Annotated in this window: 23 protein-coding genes; 21 read left to right on the top strand and 2 right to left on the bottom strand. The window is 44.1% G+C overall.

What is annotated here, in order from left to right; genetic code table 11:
• Nucleotides 1-20 precede the first annotated feature (20 nt).
• The 12 genes from AAYR28_RS15725 to AAYR28_RS15670 all read left to right on the top strand — a co-directional run bounded on the left by AAYR28_RS15725 (nucleotide 21) and on the right by AAYR28_RS15670 (nucleotide 12,743).
• The gene (locus AAYR28_RS15725) at nucleotides 21-1,043 is read left to right on the top strand and encodes a glycosyltransferase family 2 protein (protein WP_061110105.1); all 1,023 of its coding nucleotides are present in this window, start codon (nucleotides 21-23) and stop codon (nucleotides 1,041-1,043) included.
• A 5-nt stretch (nucleotides 1,044-1,048) separates the two neighbouring features.
• A complete protein-coding gene (locus AAYR28_RS15720) occupies nucleotides 1,049-2,077 on the top strand; it encodes a polysaccharide pyruvyl transferase family protein (RefSeq protein ID WP_061110104.1) in 1,029 nt (342 codons plus the stop codon).
• 28 nt (nucleotides 2,078-2,105) lie between these two features.
• Nucleotides 2,106-3,620, top strand: a complete 1,515-nt coding sequence (locus AAYR28_RS15715; protein WP_061110103.1) for an MATE family efflux transporter — start codon at nucleotides 2,106-2,108, stop codon at nucleotides 3,618-3,620.
• A 20-nt stretch (nucleotides 3,621-3,640) separates the two neighbouring features.
• The gene (locus AAYR28_RS15710; protein ID WP_080943491.1) at nucleotides 3,641-4,234 is read left to right on the top strand and encodes a sugar transferase; all 594 of its coding nucleotides are present in this window, start codon (nucleotides 3,641-3,643) and stop codon (nucleotides 4,232-4,234) included.
• A complete protein-coding gene (locus AAYR28_RS15705) occupies nucleotides 4,197-4,883 on the top strand; it encodes an acetyltransferase (protein WP_051627322.1) in 687 nt (228 codons plus the stop codon). Before AAYR28_RS15710 ends, AAYR28_RS15705 begins: the two co-directional genes overlap by 38 nt.
• Nucleotides 4,883-6,061: a DegT/DnrJ/EryC1/StrS family aminotransferase gene (locus AAYR28_RS15700; protein WP_061110102.1), complete on the top strand. Its 1,179-nt coding sequence runs from the start codon at nucleotides 4,883-4,885 to the stop codon at nucleotides 6,059-6,061. Before AAYR28_RS15705 ends, AAYR28_RS15700 begins: the two co-directional genes overlap by 1 nt.
• Before the next feature lie 149 nt (nucleotides 6,062-6,210).
• A complete protein-coding gene (gene nikA, locus AAYR28_RS15695; RefSeq protein WP_111926760.1) occupies nucleotides 6,211-7,833 on the top strand; it encodes a nickel ABC transporter substrate-binding protein in 1,623 nt (540 codons plus the stop codon).
• Between the two features lie 18 nt (nucleotides 7,834-7,851).
• Nucleotides 7,852-8,796 carry a nickel ABC transporter permease subunit NikB gene (nikB, locus tag AAYR28_RS15690; RefSeq protein WP_120207720.1) on the top strand — a complete coding sequence of 315 codons (945 nt, stop codon included), beginning with the start codon at nucleotides 7,852-7,854 and terminating at the stop codon, nucleotides 8,794-8,796.
• Entirely contained in the window at nucleotides 8,793-9,626 is an 834-nt protein-coding gene (gene nikC, locus AAYR28_RS15685; RefSeq protein WP_070326035.1) for a nickel ABC transporter permease subunit NikC, read from the top strand. The genes nikB and nikC overlap by 4 nt, the downstream gene beginning before the upstream one ends.
• Nucleotides 9,627-9,630: 4 nt before the next feature.
• Nucleotides 9,631-10,446 (top strand): nickel import ATP-binding protein NikD, encoded by an 816-nt coding sequence (gene nikD, locus AAYR28_RS15680; RefSeq protein ID WP_183002022.1) that lies wholly within the window; start codon nucleotides 9,631-9,633, stop codon nucleotides 10,444-10,446.
• A 13-nt stretch (nucleotides 10,447-10,459) separates the two neighbouring features.
• A complete protein-coding gene (gene nikE, locus AAYR28_RS15675) occupies nucleotides 10,460-11,275 on the top strand; it encodes a nickel import ATP-binding protein NikE (protein WP_034280968.1) in 816 nt (271 codons plus the stop codon).
• Nucleotides 11,276-11,417: 142 nt separating this feature from the next.
• Nucleotides 11,418-12,743, top strand: coding sequence for an MATE family efflux transporter (locus AAYR28_RS15670; RefSeq protein WP_070326033.1), 1,326 nt, complete (start codon nucleotides 11,418-11,420; stop codon nucleotides 12,741-12,743).
• A gap of 20 nt (nucleotides 12,744-12,763) precedes the next feature.
• On the opposite strand, the gene yvfG is transcribed toward AAYR28_RS15670, so the two are convergent.
• The gene (gene yvfG, locus AAYR28_RS15665) at nucleotides 12,764-12,979 is read right to left on the bottom strand and encodes a protein YvfG (protein WP_024423509.1); all 216 of its coding nucleotides are present in this window, start codon (nucleotides 12,977-12,979) and stop codon (nucleotides 12,764-12,766) included.
• A gap of 70 nt (nucleotides 12,980-13,049) precedes the next feature.
• Between yvfG and rpoN the strand changes: the two genes are divergently transcribed.
• Both rpoN and AAYR28_RS15655 read left to right on the top strand, forming a co-directional pair.
• The gene (rpoN, locus tag AAYR28_RS15660; RefSeq protein ID WP_120207718.1) at nucleotides 13,050-14,348 is read left to right on the top strand and encodes an RNA polymerase factor sigma-54; all 1,299 of its coding nucleotides are present in this window, start codon (nucleotides 13,050-13,052) and stop codon (nucleotides 14,346-14,348) included.
• A 172-nt stretch (nucleotides 14,349-14,520) separates the two neighbouring features.
• Nucleotides 14,521-15,258, top strand: coding sequence for a FadR/GntR family transcriptional regulator (locus AAYR28_RS15655; protein ID WP_120207716.1), 738 nt, complete (start codon nucleotides 14,521-14,523; stop codon nucleotides 15,256-15,258).
• A gap of 30 nt (nucleotides 15,259-15,288) precedes the next feature.
• On the opposite strand, the gene AAYR28_RS15650 is transcribed toward AAYR28_RS15655, so the two are convergent.
• Nucleotides 15,289-16,728 (bottom strand): sigma-54 interaction domain-containing protein, encoded by a 1,440-nt coding sequence (locus AAYR28_RS15650; RefSeq protein ID WP_120207715.1) that lies wholly within the window; start codon nucleotides 16,726-16,728, stop codon nucleotides 15,289-15,291.
• A 209-nt stretch (nucleotides 16,729-16,937) separates the two neighbouring features.
• Here AAYR28_RS15650 and AAYR28_RS15645 point away from each other — a divergent pair, with 209 nt between their 5' ends.
• The 7 genes from AAYR28_RS15645 (at nucleotide 16,938) to gpmI (ending at nucleotide 25,748) form a co-directional block, all read left to right on the top strand.
• Nucleotides 16,938-18,131, top strand: a complete 1,194-nt coding sequence (locus AAYR28_RS15645) for an ornithine--oxo-acid transaminase (protein WP_034280960.1) — start codon at nucleotides 16,938-16,940, stop codon at nucleotides 18,129-18,131.
• Between the two features lie 139 nt (nucleotides 18,132-18,270).
• A complete protein-coding gene (locus AAYR28_RS15640) occupies nucleotides 18,271-19,644 on the top strand; it encodes an amino acid permease (RefSeq protein ID WP_259455922.1) in 1,374 nt (457 codons plus the stop codon).
• 309 nt (nucleotides 19,645-19,953) lie between these two features.
• On the top strand, nucleotides 19,954-20,991 hold the full coding sequence (locus AAYR28_RS15635) for a sugar-binding transcriptional regulator (protein WP_120207712.1): 1,038 nt from the start codon (nucleotides 19,954-19,956) through the stop codon (nucleotides 20,989-20,991).
• A 31-nt stretch (nucleotides 20,992-21,022) separates the two neighbouring features.
• Nucleotides 21,023-22,030, top strand: coding sequence for a type I glyceraldehyde-3-phosphate dehydrogenase (gene gap, locus AAYR28_RS15630; protein ID WP_007500174.1), 1,008 nt, complete (start codon nucleotides 21,023-21,025; stop codon nucleotides 22,028-22,030).
• Nucleotides 22,031-22,243: 213 nt separating this feature from the next.
• A complete protein-coding gene (locus tag AAYR28_RS15625; RefSeq protein WP_024426073.1) occupies nucleotides 22,244-23,428 on the top strand; it encodes a phosphoglycerate kinase in 1,185 nt (394 codons plus the stop codon).
• A 30-nt stretch (nucleotides 23,429-23,458) separates the two neighbouring features.
• A complete protein-coding gene (gene tpiA / locus AAYR28_RS15620; RefSeq protein WP_017359213.1) occupies nucleotides 23,459-24,220 on the top strand; it encodes a triose-phosphate isomerase in 762 nt (253 codons plus the stop codon).
• A complete protein-coding gene (gpmI, locus tag AAYR28_RS15615; RefSeq protein ID WP_176967204.1) occupies nucleotides 24,213-25,748 on the top strand; it encodes a 2,3-bisphosphoglycerate-independent phosphoglycerate mutase in 1,536 nt (511 codons plus the stop codon). The genes tpiA and gpmI overlap by 8 nt, the downstream gene beginning before the upstream one ends.
• The last annotated feature ends 18 nt before the right edge of the window (nucleotides 25,749-25,766 follow it).

The raw sequence follows: 25,766 nt of genomic DNA, 5'->3' as shown, positions 1-25,766 counted from the left end.
GAAAGGTGGGGCATGCTGTAATGCCAGCTATCAGTCTATTGGTCGCAGTTTACAATACGAGTCAATATGTGGAGCAATGTCTTCAATCAATTGCAGATCAAAGCTTTTCTGATATAGAAGTCATTCTTATCAATGATGGATCGACCGACCGCAGCGGTGAATGGCTTGAAGCATTTGCTGAGCGTGATGAGCGTTTCCGGGTAATCCATCAACCCAATCAAGGGTTAGGCGCTGTGAGAAACCGGGGCATCGAGGAAGCGAAGGGGACGTATCTCGCCTTTGTGGATTCAGATGATATTCTCGCTCCTCATTACTGTGAAGCTATGTATGAAAAAGCCGAAATGACCGGGGCAGATCTTATTGTGAGCGAGTATTGGATTCAATTTGAACAGTCAAAGCGAACGATAGGAACGACGCTGTTAGACAAGCGCTCAGCCGAAAAAACGGATTTAATCAAAGCGTTATTACACGGAGACTTGACTGGATTCTCATGGAATAAGCTGTATCGGCGTGCCTTTATGGAGGAACACCACATTCGATTTCCGCTGCGGGGTGAGCTTGAGAACATTGAAGATCAATATGTGACGCTGCGCTGTTTTTCTTTATCACGCAGCATCGCCTTTGTTCATGAGCCTCTTTATTATTACAGGGTTCATCTGTCATCTATTGTACAGCGATATCAGAAGCAGTATTTTCATCATGGACTGACCTTTTATCATGCACAGCGCTCTTTTTTAAAAGAGCATGATGACATCTATCTGTATGAGAAAGCATTAGACTTTTTTATCGTCAATCATACGCTTCATTGTATGCTCAACGAATGGAAGAGCCAAAATGCCCTCTCTATTCAGGAAAAGCTTGATCACATGCGGGAAATGGTGACACACGATACTTTTCAGCATGCCGTCAAACAGGTGGAACTATCGAAGCTCACGGTTCGAAAGCGAATGATTTTATTTCTTGCTAAGTGCCGATTGGTTTATCCGCTTTCTGCCGCGGCTTCTAGCTATCAAAAATGGATCGAATATCAGACAAGGAAATAGGGGTGATGGGATTGACAGTGCAGCAATTGAAGGCAAAAACCGCAGAGTGGCTGCTCTTAAAGGTCAAATATCCGCTTGAGTATAGACTGAGCCGCCAAAGGCTGCCAGAGCTGAGTCATCAGAAGAAAATCATTCTCACGCTGCTGCCGGGCCATGATAATTTAGGGGATCATGCGATTGCCTATGCGAGTTATTGTTTTTTAAAGAAACACTTTCCAGCCTATGACATCATAGAAGTGGACATGAAAGAGATCTATCGCCTTGCCCGTCCGCTAAAGCGCAGCCGGCATCCAGAAGACATCGTCTGTATGATCGGCGGGGGCAATATGGGGGATTTATACCGGTACGAAGAATGGACGAGACAATTTATCATCAAGACCTTCAAGTCCTATCCCATGATCCAGCTGCCTGCTACTGTACATTTTACAGAAACAAAGAGAGGGAAACGAGAGGAGCGCCGCGCCATTCACACGTATAGTCAGCATCCAAGAATGCTTCTCATGGCAAGAGATCAAACAACCTATGAATGGATGAAGCTTCATTTTCCTGATCAAGATGTGTGGAAACAGCCTGATATGGTGCTGTCATTAGACGAATCATCAAAGGATGAAACACGTGAAGGGGTTCTGCTTTGTCTGCGTGAGGATCAAGAAGCGTATCTCACAAAGAAGGAGCGCCAGCAGCTGCAGCAGCATATCCAAGAGACATATGATCAAGTCGGTTTGATCACAACGACAATTGGCAGACGAGTCGATCGAACGACTCGCTTGGAGGAGTTAACGTCTTTGTGGACGGAGTTAAAACAAGCGCAGGTCGTCGTGACAGATCGTCTGCATGGCATGATCTTTTGTGCGATCACTCATACACCGTGTGTTGTCCTTAGATCGTTTGATCATAAGGTGATGGAGGGATTTGAGTGGGTGGCTCACCTTCCGTTTATGACCCTTTTAAAAGAACCAAATGAGGCAGCTGTGAAAGAGGCCGTTCATCAGCTGATGAAAACAAGCGGTCAAAAGGGAGAGGAAGCTGGATGAGGGCTCTTAAACGCTGCGTGAAAGCACAATGAATCGGGCGTTTCTTTACAATGCCAGTGCGAACTTAATTACGTTTGTTCTAATGATGCTCATGTCTGTTTGTTTAACACCTTATATTGTTCATACGCTTGGGGTGGAAGCATTCGGCTTAATCCATCTGACGCAAAATATGATCAACTATTTATCGGTCATTACGGCTTCGTTAAGTGCGGTTGTTGTGCGATTTTTTTCTGTGGCGGCTCATAAAGGAGAGATGGAGAAGGCGCAGCGCTATCTCGCTTCCTATTTCGTCAGTTCGTTTTTACTATCGATCAGTCTCTTTTTGCTTTGTCTTTTCATGTCTCAACAGCTGGTTGAGTGGCTTCATGTGCCTGTTCATCTCGCGAAAGACACACAGACCGCCTTTATTTTAGGGGGTCTTTTATTTATGCTCAATTTCGTCATGTCTGGCATTGGGGCTGCACCGTTTTATGCAAATAAGCTCTATGTATCAAGTGTTGGACAGGCGATTCAAATGTTTTTGAGGGCGCTGATGATTGTCATCCTGTTTACATGGACGACACCAGCCATTTGGCATATCCCGCTTGCGGCCGTTATTGGAAGCTTAGCGGCTATGGGAATCGGTATCTATTATTTTAAGAAACTCATCCCTTGGTTTTCGTTCAAGTGGCGGCACGTCTCATTATCGTCTAGTCTCACTCTTGTTCGATCAGGGGTCTGGCATTCATTTGAGCAAATGGGGATATTGTTGTTTTTACAAATTGATTTATTGATGACCAACTTGCTCATTGGAGCGGAAGCGACGGGCCAGTATGCGGCAATTTTACAGTTCCCATTATTATTACGCACACTGGCAGGGACACTGGCCGTTGTGTTTGCACCAACGATCACGAAATTTTATTCGAATCAGGACAAAGAGGGACTCATTCAATATGCTGCAAACGCCATTAAGTGGAGCGGCTTATTTGTTGCGTTCCCAGCCGCACTTCTAGGAGGTCTCGCTGGTCCGCTCATGCTTTTATGGCTTGGGCCTGACTTTGAAGAGCTGAAATGGCTTCTTATGATTCATGCGGCTTATTTATGTTTGACCTTGATGTTTTTACCGCTCACATATGTGCCGACTGTGTTTAATCGATTGAAAATTCCTGCGGTTGTCACCCTTATATTAGGTGTCTCTAATGTGCTTTTTGCCTATGGATTGACTCATATGCTGCAGCTTGGTTTATATGGCATTGCATCAGCGGGGGCAATGGTTTTATTGATTAAAAATATTGTGTTTCTGCCATTTTATACAGCCAGGATCACGAATCAGAAACGCACTATCTTTTACAAGCATACACTGGTTCCACTTGCTGGAGGGCTATTTATTTGGGGCATCTGTGCGGGGATTCAGGCGGTATATAACGTGACTTCATGGTGGGAGCTGTTTTGTATTGGCGGGCTTTGTTTCATTCTCTATATGGGCTACTTGTATCTGTTTGCAGGAACGAAACGAGAGCGGATGCAGCTGATGCGTAAGGTAAAACATGCGGTCTCCCGCTAATATGAAAAGGAGATGCAATGATGAAAAGAATGATAGATGTGACGGTGGCATTGACGCTGCTCATCGCAGGCAGTCTTCTTTTTCTTCTCATCTATGGACTGATTAGATGGAAAATTGGAACGCCTGTGGTGTTTCGGCAGAAGCGGCCTGGTCTGTATGGCCGGCCTTTTATGCTATATAAATTTCGGACGATGACCGATGAACGCGATGAACATGGGGTGCTGCTGCCAGATCATCTGCGATTAACAAAAACCGGCGCCTTGATTCGAAAGCTTAGTCTTGATGAATTGCCGCAGCTTGTCAATGTACTCAAAGGAGAGCTTAGTCTTGTAGGGCCAAGACCGCTTTTGATGGAGTATTTGCCTATGTATACAGAAGAACAAGCAAGGCGTCATCTTGTGAAGCCAGGCATAACAGGATGGGCACAGGTGAACGGCCGGAACAAGCTTACCTGGGAGGAGAAATTCACCTATGATCTTTGGTATGTCGAGCATCAATCGTTTTGGCTCGATATGAAAATTTTATGGATGACCTTGCTGAAGGTCATGAAAACAGAGGGGGTGCAGCAGCCGGATCATGCCACAGCTGAAAAATTCAAAGGAACCGATATATAAGAAGAAAACCATTGGTTTAATTGGGGCCGGAGGACATAGCAAAGTCATCCAAGATCTCATTTTTGCACATGCTGATTACTCATTATGTGCGGTGTTAGATGATCAATTTGAAGAGGCGGTCACTCAAAGCGGGATTTTGTATGGACCGATCTCCATGAGTGAGCAGCTGAGAGAGACAATGCCTCATATGAAATGGCTGATTGCGATCGGACAAAATGAGATCAGACAGCTCATCAAGGAACGCCTCTCATTTGAAAATACAGCATTTGCCACACTCATTCACCCAGAGGCGGTGATGAGTCCGTCAGCTGTCATTGGAAGGGGGACTGTCGTGATGGCAAGGGCAGTGGTTCAAGCAGATGCAGCCATCGGTGAGCATACGATTATAAATACAGGGTCTATCGTCGAGCATGACTGCAAACTCGAATCGTTTGTGCACCTGTCACCAGGCGCGGTGCTGACTGGCGGTGTTTCCGTGCGGGAAGGTGCCCATATTGGGGCTGGTGCCGTGGTGACACCCGGTACAACGATCGGAAGCTGGACGGTCATTGGCGCTGGAGCGGCTGTGACAAGAGATATACATGATCATAAGGTCGCTGTAGGAATTCCTGCAATTGAAATCAAAGACCGGAGAGAAGGTGGGAAGTGATGAAAGAAAGGAAACGAATTTACTTATCTCCTCCGCATATGAGCGGAAAAGAGTCTCTCAAAATAGAGGAAGCCTTCAAGAGCAACTGGATTGCGCCGCTTGGACCGCTTGTGAATGAATTTGAACAGGCAGTGGCGGACTATGCAGGAGTGAAGTCAGGAGCGGCTTTATCCTCAGGAACAGCAGCGATTCACCTTGCTTTAAAGCTGATAGGTGTACAAAAAGGAGACATTGTCTTTTGTTCCACCCTCACGTTTGTTGCAACGGCAAATCCGATTTTATATGAACAAGCGGAGCCCGTTTTTATTGATTCTGAAAGGGAGACATGGAATATGTGCCCGCTTGCTTTAGAGAAAGCCTTTGTTGAATCAAAACGTCTTGGTAAAAAACCTCGCGCGGTCATCGTTGTCCATTTATATGGGCAAAGTGCAAAAATGGACGAGATCATGGCTTTGTGTGAAGCATATGATGTACCAGTCATTGAGGATGCGGCTGAATCGTTAGGCGCGCTTTATAAAGGAAGAAAAAGCGGCTCAATGGGCAGGTTCGGTATCTATTCTTTTAATGGAAATAAAATCATTACAACATCAGGGGGCGGAATGCTTGTGAGTGATGATGAAGCTGCGATTGAACGATGCCGCTTTCTTGCTTCACAGGCCAGAGAACAAGCGATGCACTATGAGCATCAAGAGATGGGATACAACTATCGCATGAGCAACCTCTTAGCAGGGGTCGGGATTGCTCAAATGGAAGTGCTGGACGAGCGTGTTGAACAAAAGCGCCGCATTTTCCAGCGTTATCAGGACGCTTTATCAAAATCAGAGGGTCTTCATTTGATGCCAGAATATCAAGAAACGAAATCCAACCGCTGGCTGACGGCCTTGACCATTGAACGTGACACACAATTGTCTCCAGCAGATATCATTGGTGCTTTAGAAAAAGAACAAATCGAAGCAAGGCGTGTATGGAAGCCGCTGCACCAGCAGCCGCTCTTTCGTCATTGCCCTTTTTATACTGCGGAAAAAGGCACTCCTGTATCTGAGCTGTTATTTGAGCGCGGGCTTTGTCTTCCGTCTGGAACGAGCATGACAGATGCAGATCAGGAGCGTATCATCCATATACTCCATGACATGCTGCGAGAAAAAACATTTACCTCTTCACAGGCTGCTCATTCGTAAGCAGCCTGCCTCTCTTTCTATCAAATTCCTCAATTTATGGAATAAATAGGAATAAGTGTTGTCATTTCGTATCAAATATGATATTGACAACAGGTGCCTTCCTCCTTAAAATGAAAATGATTATCAGCATCAATTAGGAGGAACAACTTATGTCTATTTGGAGAAATTTTCCGAAAATTAAAATAAATTCAGCATTACCATTTCTGCTTATTTTCTTTTTACTTGTAGGATGCTCTCAAACAAACAATGGAGCAGAAGGCAATAAGGATCATCCTGATATGATCACAATGGCGTGGCCAAGAGATATTGGTGAAATGAATCCACACGTATACAACCCATCACAATTATTTGCGCAATCAATGATTTATGAGCCATTGGTCAGCTATCAAAAGAATGGTAAGCTGAAACCTGAATTAGCGAAATCATGGGATGTTTCAAAGGATGGCAAAGTGTATACGTTCCATTTAAGAGACGGAGTGACATTCTCAGACGGCTCTAAATTTAATGCGGACATTGTCAAAAAGAACTTCGATACGATTTTAAAAAATAAAGATTTACATAGCTGGTTAGGTGTCATTAAGAAAATCAAAAAGACAGAAGCCGTTGATAAAAAGACATTTAAACTCACATTAACAGCACCATATTATCCAACTGTGCAAGAATTAGCCGTTGTTCGTCCAGTTCGTTTCTTAGGTGAAGCAGGTTTCCCTAAAAATGGAGATACGTCAAAAGGAATTGAAAAACCAGTGGGGACAGGCCCTTGGGTTTTAAAAACATATAAGAAAGATGATTATGCCATTTTCGAACGAAACAATCATTATTGGGGAGAAAAACCAAAGGTAAAAGAAATCAAGGTAAAGGTCATCCCAGATGCGGAAACGAGAGTCATGGCATTTGAAAAAGGTGATGTGGATTTACTTTACGGAGAAGGAACCATTAGCCTTGATTCCTACAAACAGCTTGAGGCAAGCGGCAAGTATGAAACGAAAATGTCAGAGCCTGTTGCAACGAGACAGCTTGTTATGAACACAAAAGTGGATCAGCTGTCAGATGAGAAAGTGCGTCATGCCCTTCAATATGCCTTCAATAAAAAATCAATGGTAGAAGGGGTCACCTCAGGTTTAGAGGATGAAGCAGATCACATCCTGCCGACTAACATGCCGTATACGTCACACATTCAAGTGAAGTCTTTCAAATATGATGTGGACAAAGCAAAAGCATTGCTGGATGAAGCGGGCTGGACACTTCCAAAAGGAAAATCCGTTCGTGAAAAAGATGGGAAAAAGCTTGAGTTTAGTATGATGTATGACTCAGCGGAATCGATTCAAAAAGCGATGGCGGAAACGCTGCAAGCAGAATGGGCAGCCGTTGGTGTCGGCGTTAAGCTTGAGGGTGTGGATTTGGCAACACAGGTTCAGCGCTTTAAAGCCAATAAGTTTGATATGAACTTCTTTAGCAACTACGGAGCGCCGTATGATCCGCATACATTTATGAACGTTCTCTCATCAGATGGTTTTGGATTCAAAGAAGCCATTTCAGCCTACCCAAATAAGGAAAAGCTGATCAAAGAAATGACGGAAATTCCATCCACAACAAATGAAAAGAAACGCAAAGCACTGTATTCGTCTGTCTTATCCTCTTTACAGGATCAAGGGGCAATTGTGCCAATCTCTTATTTTAAAAAGACAGCCGTTTATCAAAAAGCTGTGAAGGACTTTGAATTCCCTGCAAATCGTGATGAACATCCTTTCACAGGCATTAAGCTGAAGTAACAGAAGGAAGGTAAGGAAATGGGCCGCTATATCGTCAAACGAGTGCTATCAATTATTCCTGTATTTTTATTAGCCACACTGCTCACAACTGGTATGATTCACCTCTCGCCAGTTGACCCGGCTGAGGCATATTTAGCAGCGGCTCATATTCAGCCTACGGATGAAATATTAGCGCAAAAACGAAGTGAATTCGGCTTAGATGAGCCATTTTATATGCAGTATCTTCATACCATTGAAAAAGTCATTCACCTTGATTTCGGCCAGTCGTATATGTCCAATCAGCCTGTCGTTGATGAGGTGATTTATCGAATATCGGCGACAATTCAATTGGCGCTTACCAGTCTGCTGATCGCTATTTGTGTCAGCATTCCGCTCGGCTTTTTCAGCGGCATGAGGAAAAATGGTGCCGTGGATCATGTGAGCCGGCTCATTTCTTTCTTAGGAGCATCTATCCCGACGTTTGTCTTGGGGTATTTGCTCATCTTCTTTTTTTCAGTGAAGCTTGACCTCTTACCAGTTGAAGGGATTGGAACATGGGAGCATCTCATTCTGCCGTCGATCACACTGGCAGTTCCTTTAATTGCTACGTATACAAGGCTGTTACGGTCAAGTGTGAGTGAGGCGCTTCAAGAGCCTTTCGTTCAATATGCGAGAATTAGAGGATTGAAGGAACAATCGATCATGTTCAAGCATGTGTTCAGAATGGCGATATCGCCGATGCTGACCGGACTTGGTGTGAACCTTGGCAAGCTCTTGACCGGAACCATTATTGTAGAGGCTGTTTTCTCATGGCCGGGGTTTGGCCGCTTTTTTATTGAAGCGATCTTTAACCGGGATCTGCCTGTCATTCAATTTTATGTCCTCATGTCAGCCTGTATTTTTATCTTGAGCAGCTTGATCGTTGACTTAGTTCAGCTGATCATTGACCCCCGTATTTCTAGAAAGGAAGGCCGCCAGCAATGATGACAAAAGTAAAACATCTCTTCTCTCATCAAAAGATGATCTCGATCTGCGCTTTGCTGCTCGGTCTCCTGCTGATTGTGACAATATGTGCACCATGGATCGCTCCACATGATCCGGCAGCTGTCAATCTAGCGATGAAGCTAAAGGGGTCTTCGTGGGAGTATCCTCTTGGGACAGATCAATTAGGGCGGTGCAATTTATCTCGTATTTTATATGGTGCGCGCGTTTCGCTCGGCTGTGCGCTATTAATCTTTCTTTCTTCGTTATTCATTGGTTTAATTGTCGGCCTGTTTTCAGGATACAAAGGCGGCTGGATCGATCACGTATTGATGAGAATCTGTGACGGCGTCATGGCATTTCCAAACCTTGTGCTGATCCTTGGATTAGTCGGCATCTTCGGTCCGGGACTTTCTCAAGTCGTACTTGCCTTGATGCTTGTGCAATGGGTGTATTATGCCCGCGTCTTCCGAGGAATGGTGCTCAGTTTAAAAGAACAGAACTTTATTGCAGCTGCGAAGATCAGTGGAACCTCGCACTGGAACATTATGAGAAAGCATATGATTCCCAATGTTCTGCCGCCATTAGCAGTCATTGGAACACTTGAAATGGGCTGGGCGATTATGGACATATCAGCGATGTCCTTTCTCGGATTAGGCGTTCAGCCTCCTATGCCTGAATGGGGAGCGATGATTCATGAAGGAAAGTCGTACATTCAAACGAATCCTCAGTTAATGCTGTACCCAGGTCTTGTGATCATGGCTGTGGTGGTTCTGTTTAATTTACTAGGAGAAGCCCTTTCAGAGAAATATGGCATCAAACGCCGTGTGTAAAGGAATGATCAATGTGCAAGAGTCCATTTTACAAATAGAGAACCTGCATGTGCAGACGAAAACACCTCAAGGGACAACCCCTCTTATTCAAGAAGTCTCGTTTGAAGTAGGGCGTGGTCAAATTCTTGGATTAATCGGTGAGAGCGGCTGCGGGAAAACAGTAACAAGTATGTCGATCTTACGGATGCTTGATCGAAAAACAACTGAAGTCACTGGCAGTATCACATTACAGGGACGAGAATTGATCGGTATAAGTGAAAAGGATATGCGTTCCATTCGGGGCAAAGACATCTCGTATATTATGCAAAATCCAATGAACAGCTTTACGCCGGTATGGACAATCGGCCATCAGCTGGTTGAAACCATCCGCCGGCATACTGCTGTCAGTAAAAGGAAGGCACGATCACAGGCAATAGATGCGTTAGCGAAAATGAATCTGCCGCAGCCAGACCAGCTGTTCAATAAGTATCCTTTTGAATTAAGCGGAGGGATGCTGCAGCGTGTCATGATTGCCATGGCTGCCTGTATGCACCCGCCCCTCATCATTGCAGATGAGCCGACAACCGCATTAGATGTACACAATCAGAAACGGGTGCTTCAGCATCTGAACCAAATTCGTCATGAACATGGAACGGCCATTTTACTCATTACCCACGATCTTGGTGTCATTGCTGAAATGGCAGATCAAGTTGTCGTCATGAAACAAGGAGAAATAGTTGAAAAGGCGGGAGTTCTTGAACTTTTTGAACAACCAAAGCATGATTATACAAAAAAACTATTAGCAGCTCGTCCATCCATCCCAGCTGTTTGTCCGATTTGAGGTGAGAAGTCCCTTGCATTTATTAGAAGTGAAAGCAGTCAGTCATGCATACAACAGCCGGTCATTTCTAGTGAGAAAAAAAGGCGCAGCCCCTGTTCTGAAAAGCGTCGATTTAACTATTGAAGAAGGCACCTGCCTTGGGCTGCTGGGACAAAGCGGTGCAGGAAAAAGTACACTTGGCCGCATCATACTTGGTTTAGAGAAACCAAGAGCTGGACAGGTTCTTTTTGAAGGTCAGGATGTCTATCGTGCAGATCAGCCAACACGTAAGCATTTTCGCCGGCATGTGCAAGCGGTGTTTCAGGATTCCTATTCGGCGGTAAATCCAAGGTGGACAGTCGAACAAATTTTATCTGAGCCGCTTGAAAACTATGAATCTATGAGCCGGAAGGAACGTAAAAACATACTGATTCACTGGCTGGAAAGAGTCGGGCTCGGTGAAAAGGATTTGTCTAAATATCCGCACCAATTCAGCGGCGGCCAGCTGCAAAGGATCAACATCGCTAGAGCCTTATTGCTCCAGCCAAAGCTCATTGTGCTTGATGAATCTGTCAGCAGCTTAGACATGGTGACGCAGGCTGTCATTTTAGATTTATTAGTAGAATTAAAGAAGGAGCTGGGTGTGGCTTACTTATTTATTACACATGATATAACAGCAGCCTATCACTTATGTGATCAATTGGCGATTCTTGATCAAGGAGAGCTTGCTGCCCAGTTTCAATCAAAGGATGATTTTTTTTCATCAGAAAAGGAAGCGGTGCGGAAAATGAGAAATGCAATGCTCGCAGACCATCCTTTGTCACGAACGATTGGCAGACCGGTTCGGTAAACTTCATTTTATCAATACCTCAGCGTGTAGGTCTCAAGCTGAAAAAAAGACAAAGGGCGAAAAGAAAGATTTTAGCCCTTTGCAGGCAATCTGCGCCTCTTTTAGGAAAGAGGCTATTTTTCATGAAAGGCAGGCGGCAGCGATGAACCATCGAGCGTATTTGGCTTTGGCCATTCCTTTAACAATTTCAACGATGACCACTCCATTACTTGGAGCTGTTGATACAGCGGTTGTCGGTCAGCTCGCAAATCCCGCTTACATTGGAGGCGTTGCGGTCGGCAGTCTCATTTTCAGTACATTATATTGGCTGTTTGGTTTTTTGCGGGTCAGTACATCTGCTTTTGCCGCCCAGGCAAACGGAGCGCAGAATGAGGAACTAGGCGTTCTTGCTTTTCTAAGACCTTTTTTCGTCGCCGTCATCGTCGGACTTTGTTTTATTGCTCTGCAATGGCCGATCATTCAATCTGCTTTTCTAGTGATCTCTCCTGATGCTGATGTCCGTCAATTTGCCGCAGACTATTTTCATATTCGCATTTGGGGAGCGCCATTTACTTTAATGAATTATGTCATATTGGGCTGGCTGATGGGGATGGCAAAAATGAAAGAAGCTCTTTCATTACAAATCTTGATCAATGTCATGAATATGGCGCTCGCATTTCTGCTTGTTCATGTGTTTTCGTTTGCAGTCAAAGGAGTTGCGGCTGCGACATTGATATCTGAACTAACCGCTTTTGTGTTAGGGGCATGGATCATCATGAAGCATTCGTCAAACGGATTCCAGATGCCTTCCATTAAGAAAATCATGGATACACAGGCAGTGCAGAAAATGTTTCATGTGAATAAGGATTTGTTTATTCGTACGATCTGTCTGCTAGTGGTCATCAACATGTTTACCGCAAAAGGTGCTTCTTTTGGTACAGAGCTGCTGGCAGCCAATGCCATCTTATTTCAAATTCACTACATCATGGCTTATTTGTTCGATGGTTTTGCCAATGCGTCCAGCATCCTTGTTGGCCGATCAGTTGGTGCAAATGACCGCACCCTCTATGAAAGAACCTTAACCCTTTCAAGGCAGTGGGCACTTGTCATGGCATGTGTCATTGCGGCGGTTTATTTTCTATTAAAAGAGCCGATATTGAGCTTGTTTACGAATCTCCCTCATCTGCTTGATGTGACATTACGCTATGCAGACTGGCTCGTTCTTTATCCATTTGCGGCTTGTTTCGGTTTGGTCATTTACGGCGTATTTACAGGTGCGACAGAAATTGCCCCTGTTAGAAATTCGATGATGTTTGCGATGATTTTGTTTATCGTCGTTCAAACCGCAGTCACGCCCCTTTGGCACAATCATGGCCTATGGTTTGCCTTTATCATTTATACTGTCGGGCGGTCTGGTTTTTTGATGATGTATAAATCGAGGCTGGATCAGAAACTTTTCGCATATGATAAACACCCTTTGCCATCTTGACAAAGGGTGTTCTTTTTCGTTCATTCGCTTTCTTTTTTCACCTTTTGATAGGCTTCATCAAGATGCTGAATTCGCTTCAATACAACCGCATTTTTGGTCAGCTGGTCTTGAACAAGCGTTGACACCACTGAGCGGTAATAGGCATTCATGGCATGAACCTTGTCTTCATTTTGGTTCATGGCGATGTGCTGCTTCAAGTTGTCGACAAAGTATGGAACGGAAAAAAGTTCAGACATAGAAATCACTCCTATTTCGTATATACGGTCCGTCAATCTTCATGTAAAATGATGAGAGGGAGGGGAGACAATGAGCCTTAAACTGCAACAAGAACAGGTATTAAAGCAGGTGCTCACACCAGAACTCAGGCAGGCCATTACGCTGCTGCAGCTGAATTGCACAGAGCTCGGCGAGTATCTTGACCAGTTAGCACTTGAGAACCCTCTGATTGAGCGGAAAGACACGGACAGCTACCAACCAGTTTATCATAAAAAATCACACGATCGAATGACAGAGCCGTATCGAACGCATCAAAAAGAAAGCCTGCAAATGTTTTTAAAGAGACAGGCGATTGATTTAAATTTAAGTGAAAAGAATCAAAGAATCTTTTACTTTATGATTGAGTCCATTGATTCCAATGGCTATCTAAATGAACCGATTGACGCAATGGCATCTGTCTTAGAGGTCCCAGCTGAAGAAGTAGAAGCCGTCCTTCATCAGCTGCAATCCCTAGAGCCTGCCGGTATTGGCGCAAGATCATTGCAGGAATGTATCCTCCTTCAACTGAGAAGAAAAAAGGAACGCTGGTATGAAGCCGAGCTGATCATCGAAGAGCATTTCTTTCTTTTTGCCAGAAAGGCTTGGAAGGAAATTGCGGCGAAAACAAGTGTTTCAATGAAAACACTCCAAGCGGTACAAGATGTAGTGTCTCAGCTTGAACCAAGACCAGGCCTTCATTTCTCATATGATGAAGAGCATCTGTATATAGAGCCTGATGTGACGATTACTGTGATGCAGGATCACATCACATTTGAGCTGAATCAGCGCGCTTTTCCAGACGTTGAAATGAATGAAGGCTACTTCGCCATGATTCAAGAACAAAAGCGGCATGAAGCATACACGTATTTAAAGGAAAAAGAGCAGCAGTACAATTGGCTTGTCCAAGCGCTGAAGCAAAGAAAGCAAACGATGACTCATGTCGTTCGTGAGATTATCTCACATCAGACAGATTTTTTCCTAACAGGGAAACATAAAATGAAACCGCTTACGATGAAGCGGATCGCAGATATACTGCAAGTGCATGAGTCAACAGTCAGCCGGACTGTAAAAGGGAAAATGGTGCAAACCCCTTATGGTCTCATGGAAATGAAACAATTTTTCCAAGCAAAATTAGAAGGGCATTCACTAGAAGAGGCGTCCAGCTACACTGTCAAAACGCACATTGCAGAACTCATCCAAACGGAAAATAAGAAAAAACCGTATTCAGATCAGCAAATCATGACGCTGCTTCAGCAAACCTTTGGCATCCGGGCGTCACGCAGAACCATTGCAAAATATCGCGAACAAATGAATCTTCCGTCCTCTACGCTGCGGAAGCGATACGATTAAAAAGAAGTACTTGCCAGAACATGGCACGTGCTTCTTTTTTTGTTGAAAGCAAGGCAGCCCGAAGATTTCTTGAAAATTAAAGAGGGGAGACGTGTGATCGGAAATTTTGGGGTAAAGTATAAGATAGGGCATGAGCCGATAGGGATAGACAACAGTGATGAGGTGAGACCAATTGAAATATAAACAAATCAAAACGAAAAAAATATATGAAGAAATTGCGGATGCATTAATTGAATCCATTCGTACAGGTGAGCTTCTTCCAGGGGAAAAATTAGATTCGGTTCAAGCGCTTTCAGAAAGCTTTCAAGTCAGCCGTTCCGCTGTAAGAGAGGCACTGTCTGCTCTCAAAGCGATCGGATTAATAGAGATGAAGCAAGGGGAAGGTACATATGTGAAGCAGTTCGATCCTGAACAGCTCACATTTAGTCTGTCTCCTGCATTTTTGATGAAGCAGCATGATGTCACGCAGCTCCTTGAATTAAGGACCATTATTGAGACGGGTGCTGTCAAAAAGGCAGCGCTGCTCCGAACGGACGATGACCTTCATCAGCTGCGTGAGGCACTCGAACAAATGAAACTCGCAGAAGCACATAAAGAAACTGGTGAAGAGGCAGACCTCTCCTTCCATCTCGCCATAGCCACAGCCTCAAAGAATGATTTATTAAAAGCATTAATGAATCATGTCTCCACCTTGCTGGTAGAAACGATGCGTGAGACGAGAAAAGCCGTCTTGTTTTCAAAAAAAGCCTCCATTCGGCAGCTTTACAAAGAACATGAACACATTTACAAAGCCGTCTTGGCAAGACAGCCAGAAGAAGCAGAAAGAGCGATGCTCACGCATTTAAAAAATGTAGAAAAACTGCTGAGTGACGTGATTCAAGAACCGGCAGAAGAGTCAGAACCACAGTAAGCTGTGCCGAATAAGGGCACAGCTCTATTATTAACGAGAAATATGCAGTTTTTTCATGCGATATTGCAGACTTTGCCTGCTCATGCCCAGTATCTTTGCAGTCTGTGAAATATTATCGTCCATTTTTTCTAAGTAATGGACGATGTATTGTTTTTCGAATCGTTCCATTTGGGTTTGAAAATCAGTCGTATGTTCTTGGCTTGTATAAATAAACGTGTCAGCTGCTGCGGTATGCTGCAAAGGATTCGTCTGTAATTGCGCTGCAGGACGCCCTTCCCCATGCTTAAATCTAAAATGATATGGAAGGTGATGCAGGCTTAAGTAATCCTCATCCATCATCATATTCATCCCCGCTTCAATCACATGCTCCAGTTCTCGTACATTACCCGGCCAATCATACGCTTGAAAAAGGGCTAGTACCTCTTCGTCAGCCGCTTTCACCTTCATTTGAAACAGCTCATTATATTTTTGAATAAAATGACTGACAAACGTAGGAATGTCTTCTTTTCGCTCAGAAAGCGGCGGAATAAATAATGTGACAATACCCAGCCGATAAAATAAATCCTTGCGCATGCGTCCGCCTGCGATTGCATCTACAGGATCCTCATTCATATTGGCAATGACTCTTACATCAACAGCGATTTCTTTTGTGCTGCCAAGCCTCCTCACACGCTTCTCCTGTAAAACACGCAGCAGTTTTGCTTGAAGACCAGGATTTAATGAGTTGATCTCATCAAGCAGCAGTGTACCTCCCTGCGCCTGTTCAAATAAGCCGGGCTGATCAGCTGCACCTGTAAAAGCCCCTTTTTGTGTACCAAAGAGCAGACTTTCAATGAGATTATCAGGCAGTGCCGCGCAATTCTGGGTAATAAATGGTCCAGATGACCGGCTGCTGCCGTTATGAATGCTTTGCGCAAATAGTTCTTTTCCTGTCCCTGTTTCTCCAACAATGAGCACATAGGAAGAGGTGCGTGTCGCTCGTTTTGCATGCTCAATCACCTCTAAAAACGCAGGACTTTGTCCAATAATGGAATCAAAGGTAAAGCGTGTGCTTCCTTTTTTCTTCATATTGTGGTGGATCAGCCGTTCCAGCTTGGTCACATCATTCGAAATTTCAACCGCTCCTTGGATGAGGCCGTCTCGAACGAGCGGGTATGTATGATTAATCGTTGTGATTTCTTTTCCGTTGTAATTATGATACGTCTGCTTTGCATGAACGGTTTGTTTCCCAGTACGCAGCGCTTGGACAAGCGTACTGTGCATGTCGTCTTGGAAGACGAAGAGGTCTAATACATTTTTATGGAGAACATCAGAGCGTTTCAAAGACTCAATCTCCATCATTTTTTTATTATAGACAACAGTGTTGCCATTCTCGTCAATTGCATGAACCCCGACATCTATTAAATCGAGCATTTGTTTATACAGATCAATCTCATTTTCGAGCTTTGCAGTATACGAATCTTCTTTCATTGCGCCACCTCCAGACGTTACCTCTATTTTACATGAAAAATTTTGCGGTTTCCTCTAAAAAATTTGGCAGATGCAAAAATATTTTGCATAAAAAACCAGATCAATCACCGCCATAATGCAGGCAGAAAGTTGGCACGATCCTTGCATATCATATGTGTGTAGATGAACCCAATGAAAAAGAGGCTAGCTTATAGAAGGAGGAATAGACGATGACACAGACAAATGAATTGATTCAACAAACCGAACAATACGGTGCGGCAAACTATCATCCACTGCCAATTGTGATTTCAGAGGCTGAAGGAGTTTGGGTGACAGACCCTGAAGGCAATCGATATATGGATATGCTGAGTGCATATTCCGCAGTGAACCAAGGGCATCGCCATCCCCGCATTATTGAAGCGCTCAAAAAACAGGCAGACCGGGTAACACTGACCTCAAGAGCTTTTCACAATGATCAGCTTGGTCCTTGGTATGAAAAAATTTGTCAACTGACGAATAAAGAGATGGCACTCCCGATGAATACTGGAGCTGAGGCTGTAGAAACAGCTGTCAAAGCAGCAAGACGCTGGGGCTATGACGTCAAGGGAATCGAAGACAATCGCGCAGAAATCATTGCGTGCGTCGGTAACTTCCATGGCAGAACGATGACGGCTGTTTCCCTTTCTTCTGAAGCAGAATATCAAAGAGGTTTCGGTCCAATGCTTCCAGGCATTAAACTGATTCCTTACGGAGATATTGAAGCGTTACGTGAAGCCATCACACCACAAACAGCGGCTTTTCTGATCGAACCTATTCAAGGAGAAGCGGGAATTGTCATGCCGCCAGAAGGCTTCTTGAAGGAAGCGAAGGCGCTTTGTGAAAAGGAACATGTGCTGTTCATTGCGGATGAAATTCAGGTCGGATTAGCGCGAACAGGCAAGATGTTTGCATGTGACTGGGAAGACATTGAGCCAGATATGCTGATTCTTGGGAAAGCTTTAGGCGGCGGTGTATTCCCAATCTCGTGTGTGGTCGCAAACCGTGATATATTAGGTGTGTTTAACCCTGGATCTCACGGCTCTACCTTCGGTGGAAATCCTCTTGCGTGTGCGGTATCACTGGCTGCACTGGATGTCTTAATCGACGAAAACCTTGCAGCGCGTTCTATGGAGCTTGGCGAATACTTAAAAGACAAACTCACGCGCATTCAAAGTCCTGTCATCAAGGAAGTGCGCGGCCGCGGATTATTTATCGGCATGGAGCTGACAGAGGCAGCGAGACCTTATTGTGAAAAGCTGAAACAAGCAGGGCTGTTATGTAAGGAAACCCATGAGACCGTCATCCGCTTTGCACCGCCTCTCACGATATCTAAAGAAGATTTAGACTGGGCGATTGGTCATATTGAAGCATTATTTCAAGCATAAATGTCAAAGGGGGAGAAACCTTCACTTTCTCCCTTTCTCTTTCAACGAACAGCGAATTTTGTCAAAGGATGATGAATAGAAGAGTGAAAGTGGGGAAGCGGATTTGAACCAAGAACAGCATAATGAACTAGAACGTTCCATGAAAAGCAGGCATCTCTTTATGATTGCCTTAGGCGGCGTCATTGGTACTGGTCTTTTCCTTGGGTCAGGACTCATTATCCATCAGGCTGGACCCGGGGGAGCCATTCTATCCTTTATCATTGGCGGATTGTTAATGTATTTGGTGATGCTCTGTCTTGGAGAATTAGCGGTGGCAATGCCGACAGCGGGTTCCTTTCAGGAGTATGCAACCAAATATATAGGTCCGTCCACAGGCTTTATGATCGGCTGGCTTTATTGGTTTAGCTGGGCATGTACAATAGGACTGGAGTTTACGTCAGCAGGCATTTTGCTCCAAAGATGGTTCCCAGATATCCCTGTTTGGCTGTGGTGTCTTGCATTTAGCGTAATTTTATTTGCCGTGAATGCCATCTCAGCTCGCAGCTTCGCTGAAACCGAGTTTTGGTTTTCAGCTATTAAGGTCGCTGCCATCCTATTATTTATTATCATTGGAATTGGCGCAATTTTCGGAATGATTGATCTAAAAGATGGAGAACCAGCCCCTCTATTTCGTCATTTGACGGATCATGGCGGACTATTTCCTAACGGCGTTTTTGCTATTTTATTAACCATGGTCACGGTCAATTTCTCCTTTCAAGGAACAGAACTTGTAGGGATTGCCGCAGGAGAGAGTGAAAGCCCTGAAAAAACATTGCCGCGATCTATACGAAATATTATTTGGAGAACGATGGTCTTTTTCGTTTTATCCATTGCGGTTCTGGCCGCACTTCTTCCGTGGCAGACAGCAGGCACCGTCGACAGCCCGTTTGTCGTCGTGCTGGACAAGGTCGGTATACCGTATGCTGCAGATATCATGAATTTTATCATCATCACAGCGGTCTTATCTGTAGCAAACTCTGGATTATATGCATCATCACGTATGCTTTGGGCGCTGTCGAAAGACGGGAAAGGACCTGACTTTACGAAAAAGCTGTCCAAGCGTAAAATTCCGATCAATGCACTATTGGTCACAATGGGCGTATCTGCACTATCTCTGCTTACAAGTGTTGTGGCACCAAAAACGGTGTATGTGTGGCTCATTTCTATTTCTGGTATGGTTCTTGTTGTGGTGTGGATGTCTATTTGTTTGTCCCAGTATTTCTTTAGAAAACAATTCATAAAGGCGGGCGGAGATGTAAAGGATCTCGTCTTCCGAACACCGCTCTATCCATTTGTCCCATTAGCAGGCTTTATCGCATTTGGCATTGTCCTCATCAGCTTGTTTTTTATCGAGGATCAGCGGATCGGTCTTTATTGCGGAATTCCGTTCATGGCTGCCTGTTACATCATTTATTATCTCAAAATCAAACCGAAAGAAGAGGCAAAACAGTTTGGAACCATCACAAAAACATAAGCAAATCCTGAAAAAAATGTGCATGCTGATCTCACCAGCATGCACATTTTGCATCGTGAATACATTCTATATAAAAGAAAATAAATATTTTGAAAAGAAATATCATAGCAAGAACCTTGATGACAAGCAGGTTATCGGTGAAAATGTGTCTATTTTTTGTCTAAATGTGTTTGTAAGAGTTGAAAATGCAAGATTATCCTGTTAAAATAATTAAAGAAAGCAGGGATTGATTTTTTTTGGCTGTGGCGGGACGTTTTTTGTCACAGTGGGACGTTTTTGGTCCAACGTGAAAAGAAAGGGTCGTTAGCCATGAATCATTTATTGGAAGCTCAAAAAAAATTATTGCCAGATCTTCTCATTGTTATGCAAAAACGCTACGACATTTTGCAGTACATCAGATTAGCTGAACCAATTGGCCGCAGAAGCCTTGCGACGAGTCTTGGTCTCAGCGAGCGCATCTTACGTGCTGAAGTTCAGTTTTTAAAAGAACAAAATCTGCTGGATGTCAAAACGAGCGGCATGATGCTGACGAGTGAGGGTCACTCTTTACTTGAAATGCTTGAAGGAATGATGAAGGACGTTTTAGGTTTAACCTTTTTGGAAAATACATTAAAGAGAAAGTTAGGCCTGGAAGAAGTCATGATCGTTTCTGGTGACAGTGACGAATCCCCGTGGGTGAAGCAAGAAATGGGAAGAGCTGCTGTCCAATGCATGAAAAAAAGGTTTACTGGAAATAATATCGTCGCCGTCACTGGCGGAACGACGATGGAAGCCGTTGCCGAAATGATGACCCCTGATGCCAAAAACCGCGATATGATGTTTGTCCCTGCGAGAGGCGGTCTTGGGGAGAATGTAAAAAATCAGGCAAACACCATTTGTGCCCACATGGCTGAAAAAGCTTCCGGTACTTACAAACTGCTGTTTGTTCCAGGGCAGCTGTCTGAAGGTGCTTACTCTTCCATTATTGAAGAGCCGTCCGTCAAAGAAGTGCTTCAAACGATTAAATCGTCCACGATGCTTATTCATGGTATTGGTGAAGCAAAAACAATGGCGATGAGACGAAATACACCAGCTGAAGATTTAAAAAAGATTGATGAGCATGACGCAGTGACAGAGGCCTTTGGCTATTACTTTAATCGTGATGGTGAGGTCGTACACAAAGTGCACTCCGTCGGTATGCAGCTAGATGATCTAGAAAGCATTCCACACATCATTGCTGTTGCAGGTGGATCATCAAAGGCGGGGGCGATTGAAGCTTATTTCAAGAAACCGCGCCGAACGGTTCTCGTCACAGACGAAGGAGCCGCAAAAGAGTTATTAAGGGAGTCAATTGATCCCTCAATATAAAACATTGTGACCTATAAAAGGAGGAAACATCATGGCAGTAAAAGTCGGTATTAACGGATTTGGACGTATTGGACGTAACGTATTTCGTGCAGCATTAAATAATCCTGAAGTTGAGGTAGTAGCGGTTAACGATCTAACAGATGCTAACATGCTTGCACACCTTTTACAATATGACTCTGTTCACGGAAAACTAGATGCAGAGGTTTCTGTAGACGGTACAAACTTAGTAGTGAACGGTAAAACAATCGAAGTATCAGCTGAGCGTGACCCTGCGAAATTAAGCTGGGGTAAACAAGGCGTAGAAATCGTTGTTGAATCTACTGGATTCTTCACAAAACGTGCAGACGCTGCGAAACACTTAGAAGCTGGCGCTAAAAAAGTCATCATCTCTGCTCCTGCTAACGAAGAAGATATCACAATCGTTATGGGTGTAAACGAAGACAAATACGATGCAGCTAGCCACGATGTCATCTCTAATGCATCTTGTACGACAAACTGCTTAGCTCCATTTGCAAAAGTACTTAACGATAAATTTGGTATCAAACGCGGTATGATGACAACTGTTCACTCATACACAAATGACCAGCAAATTCTTGATCTTCCGCACAAAGACTACCGTCGTGCTCGTGCAGCTGCGGAAAACATCATCCCAACTTCTACAGGTGCTGCGAAAGCCGTTTCACTTGTATTGCCTGAACTTAAAGGTAAATTAAACGGCGGCGCTATGCGTGTTCCAACACCTAACGTTTCTTTAGTTGACCTTGTGGCTGAATTAAACCAAGATGTAACAGCTGAAGACGTAAATGCAGCACTTAAAGAAGCAGCTGAAGGAGAACTTAAAGGAATCCTTGGCTACAGCGAAGAGCCATTAGTATCTGGTGACTACAATGGTAATGCAAACTCTTCAACAATCGATGCTCTTTCTACAATGGTAATGGAAGGCAGCATGGTGAAAGTGATTTCTTGGTACGATAACGAGAGCGGATATTCTCACCGTGTTGTTGACCTTGCAGCTTACATTGCAAAACAAGGTCTTTAATTTCTCACACTGAAGGAACTCACTTGGTTCTTTCCTAGAGACACGATATAATGAAGACGGACAAGGGAAGGGGAAGCATCCCTTTCCCTTTTTCTCTGTTTTTATCCGTTCTGCACGATTTCTCGTTTTGATGAGGGCAAAATGGGAAAAGGATAAAGAGAGTCTTGTCCAATGCGTAAGGAAACCAGAATAAAGGAGGATCTCCTGACGAGCATGAATAAGAAATCAGTAAAAGACATTGACGTAAAAGGTAAAGTTGTGTTCTGCCGCGTAGATTTTAACGTTCCGATGAAGGACGGAGAAGTGACGGATGATACTCGTATCCGTGCAGCATTACCAACAATTGAGTATTTAACAGGACAAGGCGCAAAGGTACTGCTAGCTAGTCATTTGGGTCGTCCGAAGGGTCAAGTTACTGAAGAACTGCGTCTGACACCTGTGGCAAAACGTCTGCAAGAGCTTCTTGGAAAAGAAGTGAAAAAAGCAGATGAAGCTTACGGCGACAACGTGAAAAAGCAAATCTCTGACTTAAAAGAAGGAGATGTGCTAGTGCTTGAAAACGTTCGTTTCTATCCTGGTGAAGAAAAGAACGATCCTGAATTATCAAAAGCATTTGCTGATTTAGCCGATGTGTATGTCAATGATGCGTTCGGTGCTGCACACCGTGCACATGCATCGACAGCTGGTATTGCAGCTTATCTTCCGGCTGTTTCAGGCTTCCTCATGCAAAAAGAGCTTGAGGTTCTAGGGAAAGCCATTTCAAATCCTGATCGCCCATTTACAGCGATTATCGGCGGCGCAAAGGTAAAGGATAAAATCGGTGTGATTGAAAGTCTTCTTGATAAAGTGGACAACCTCATCATCGGCGGCGGACTTGCTTACACATTTGTGAAAGCACTTGGCCACGAGGTAGGGAAATCTCTACTAGAAGAAGATAAAGTCGATTTAGCGAAATCCTTTATGGACCGTGCAAAGGAAAAAGGCGTGAACTTCCTGATTCCAACAGATGTTCTGGTAGCCGACGACTTTTCAAATGATGCGAATACAAGCATTGTGCCAATCTCTGAAATTCCAAGTGATCTAGAAGCACTTGATATTGGAACAGAGACAAGAGAAAAGTATGCTGACGTTATTAAAAACAGCAAACTTGTTGTCTGGAACGGACCAATGGGTGTATTTGAAATCGATGCATTCGCTAAAGGAACAAAAGCTATCGCAGAAGCACTGGCAGAAGCAAAAGATACATATTCTGTCATTGGCGGTGGAGATTCAGCAGCAGCTGTTGAGAAATTTGGTCTTGCCGATCAGATGAGCCATATTTCTACAGGCGGCGGCGCTTCACTTGAATTTATGGAAGGCAAAGAACTTCCTGGTGTTACTGCATTAAACGATAAATAAGACCAAAACTGCTATAAGGAAGTGTCAATCATGAGAAAACCAATTATAGCTGGGAACTGGAAAATGAACAAAACACTTGGCGAAGCAGTCAGCTTCGTTGAAGAAGTCAAGTCATCTATTCCATCTCCTGACAAAGTGGAATCCATTGTCTGTGCGCCAGCTCTTTTCCTTGAAAAGTTAAACAGCCTTTCAAACGGAACAGACCTTAAAATTGGTGCACAAAACATGCACTTTGAAGAAAATGGTGCATTCACTGGTGAAATCAGCCCTGCTGCTCTAAAAGATTTAGGCATCGGCTATTCAGTGATTGGGCATTCAGAGCGCCGTGAATTCTTTGCTGAAACAGATGAAACAGTGAACAAAAAAGCACATGCTGCATTCAAGCATGGCATCGTTCCAATCATTTGTGTAGGTGAAACGCTTGAAGAGCGTGAAGCTGGCAAAACAAATGAACTTGTCGCTGATCAAGTGAAGAAAGCACTAGCTGGTTTAACGAAGCAGCAAGTCGCTGAATCTGTGATTGCATATGAGCCAATCTGGGCGATCGGTACAGGAAAATCTTCTACAGCGAAAGATGCAAACGACGTTTGCGCACACATCCGCCAAACCGTTGCAAGCGAATTTGGTCAAGAAGCGGCAGACAGCCTTCGCATTCAATATGGCGGAAGCGTGAAGCCGGCAAATATTAAAGAATATATGGCAGAATCCGATATTGACGGTGCTTTGGTAGGCGGCGCAAGCTTAGAACCTCAGTCTTTCGTTCAATTATTGGAGGAAGGTCAATATGAGTAAGAAACCAGCTGCATTAATCATCTTAGACGGGTTCGGTTTAAGAGGCGAAACAGTCGGTAACGCTGTCGCACAAGCAAAAAAACCGAACTTTGACCGCTACTGGAACGAATTTCCGCATCAAACCTTAACGGCTTCAGGTGAGGCAGTAGGCCTCCCAGAAGGTCAAATGGGAAACTCTGAAGTTGGGCATTTGAACATCGGTGCAGGACGTATTGTGTATCAAAGCTTAACAAGGGTGAATGTTGCCATCCGTGAAGGGGAATTTGAGAAAAACGAAACGTTCCTAGATGCAATGACTTATGCAAAAGAGAATGACAAGGCGCTTCATTTATTTGGACTCTTGTCAGACGGCGGTGTGCACAGTCACATCCAGCATCTTTTTGCCCTGCTGAAGCTGGCGAAAAAAGAAGGCTTAACAAAGGTATACATTCATGGCTTCTTGGACGGACGTGATGTTGGTCAGAAGACAGCCAAAGTATACTTAAAACAGCTGGAAGAACAAATTAAAGAAATCGGTGTCGGTGAAGTGGCAACACTTTCTGGACGCTATTACTCAATGGACCGTGACAAACGCTGGGATCGTGTGGAGAAAGCGTACCGTGCGATGGCATATGGTGAAGGTCCAAGTTATCAAAACATTTATGATGTCGTTGATGACTCCTATGAAAATGGAATCTACGATGAATTCGTTATTCCATCTGTCATTACGAGAGAAAATGGTGAGCCGGTTGCCAAAGTAAACGACGGTGACTCTGTGATTTTCTATAACTTCCGTCCAGACCGTGCCATCCAAATCTCGAACACTTTCACAAATGAAGATTTCCGTTCGTTTGACCGCGGAGAAGCTCATCCGAAGAATTTACACTTCGTCTGCTTCACACACTTCAGTGAAACGGTTGATGGTTATGTTGCCTTCAAACCAGTGAATTTGGATAACACAGTAGGAGAAGTGCTTTCTCAAAATGGATTGAAACAGCTGCGGATTGCTGAAACAGAGAAATATCCTCACGTGACGTTCTTTATGAGTGGTGGACGTGAAGAAGAATTTCCTGGAGAAGACCGCATCTTAATCAATTCACCAGATGTGGCAACCTATGACCTCAAGCCGGAAATGAGTGCTTATGAGGTAAAGGATGCACTTGTTGCAGACATCAATGCTGACAAGCATGATGCGATCATTCTGAACTTTGCTAACCCGGATATGGTTGGTCATTCAGGTATGCTTGAGCCAACAATCAAAGCTATTGAAGCAGTAGATGAGTGCTTAGGAGCTGTAGTCGACGCAATCCTGGCAAAAGGCGGACATGCCATCATCACGGCAGACCACGGTAACGCAGACGTGCTCATTACCGAAGAAGGAAAGCCGCATACTGCACATACAACGAATCCTGTACCAGTCATCGTGACGAAAAAAGGTGCGACGCTTAGAGAAGGCGGTATTTTAGCCGATCTATCTCCAACGCTTTTAGACTTACTTGGTCTTGAAAAACCAAAAGAGATGACAGGAACATCATTAATTCAGAAATAAAAAAATTGATTCAAAAGG

The organism is Bacillus safensis (assembly GCF_039619585.1).
GTDB lineage: Bacteria > Bacillota > Bacilli > Bacillales > Bacillaceae > Bacillus > Bacillus safensis.
This window is presented reverse-complemented; position numbering and strand designations above follow the sequence as displayed.

Coding starts and splice junctions, on each gene's coding strand:
- AAYR28_RS15725 (WP_061110105.1), top strand. CDS start 21: ATGCCAGCTATCAGTCTATTGGTCGCAGTTTACAATACGAGTCAATAT.
- AAYR28_RS15720 (WP_061110104.1), top strand. CDS start 1,049: ATGGGATTGACAGTGCAGCAATTGAAGGCAAAAACCGCAGAGTGGCTG.
- AAYR28_RS15715 (WP_061110103.1), top strand. CDS start 2,106: ATGAATCGGGCGTTTCTTTACAATGCCAGTGCGAACTTAATTACGTTT.
- AAYR28_RS15710 (WP_080943491.1), top strand. CDS start 3,641: ATGAAAAGAATGATAGATGTGACGGTGGCATTGACGCTGCTCATCGCA.
- AAYR28_RS15705 (WP_051627322.1), top strand. CDS start 4,197: ATGCCACAGCTGAAAAATTCAAAGGAACCGATATATAAGAAGAAAACC.
- AAYR28_RS15700 (WP_061110102.1), top strand. CDS start 4,883: ATGAAAGAAAGGAAACGAATTTACTTATCTCCTCCGCATATGAGCGGA.
- nikA (WP_111926760.1), top strand. CDS start 6,211: ATGTCTATTTGGAGAAATTTTCCGAAAATTAAAATAAATTCAGCATTA.
- nikB (WP_120207720.1), top strand. CDS start 7,852: ATGGGCCGCTATATCGTCAAACGAGTGCTATCAATTATTCCTGTATTT.
- nikC (WP_070326035.1), top strand. CDS start 8,793: ATGATGACAAAAGTAAAACATCTCTTCTCTCATCAAAAGATGATCTCG.
- nikD (WP_183002022.1), top strand. CDS start 9,631: ATGATCAATGTGCAAGAGTCCATTTTACAAATAGAGAACCTGCATGTG.
- AAYR28_RS15670 (WP_070326033.1), top strand. CDS start 11,418: ATGAACCATCGAGCGTATTTGGCTTTGGCCATTCCTTTAACAATTTCA.
- yvfG (WP_024423509.1), bottom strand. CDS start 12,979: ATGTCTGAACTTTTTTCCGTTCCATACTTTGTCGACAACTTGAAGCAG.
- rpoN (WP_120207718.1), top strand. CDS start 13,050: ATGAGCCTTAAACTGCAACAAGAACAGGTATTAAAGCAGGTGCTCACA.
- AAYR28_RS15650 (WP_120207715.1), bottom strand. CDS start 16,728: ATGAAAGAAGATTCGTATACTGCAAAGCTCGAAAATGAGATTGATCTG.
- AAYR28_RS15645 (WP_034280960.1), top strand. CDS start 16,938: ATGACACAGACAAATGAATTGATTCAACAAACCGAACAATACGGTGCG.
- AAYR28_RS15640 (WP_259455922.1), top strand. CDS start 18,271: ATGAAAAGCAGGCATCTCTTTATGATTGCCTTAGGCGGCGTCATTGGT.
- AAYR28_RS15635 (WP_120207712.1), top strand. CDS start 19,954: ATGAATCATTTATTGGAAGCTCAAAAAAAATTATTGCCAGATCTTCTC.
- gap (WP_007500174.1), top strand. CDS start 21,023: ATGGCAGTAAAAGTCGGTATTAACGGATTTGGACGTATTGGACGTAAC.
- AAYR28_RS15625 (WP_024426073.1), top strand. CDS start 22,244: ATGAATAAGAAATCAGTAAAAGACATTGACGTAAAAGGTAAAGTTGTG.
- tpiA (WP_017359213.1), top strand. CDS start 23,459: ATGAGAAAACCAATTATAGCTGGGAACTGGAAAATGAACAAAACACTT.
- gpmI (WP_176967204.1), top strand. CDS start 24,213: ATGAGTAAGAAACCAGCTGCATTAATCATCTTAGACGGGTTCGGTTTA.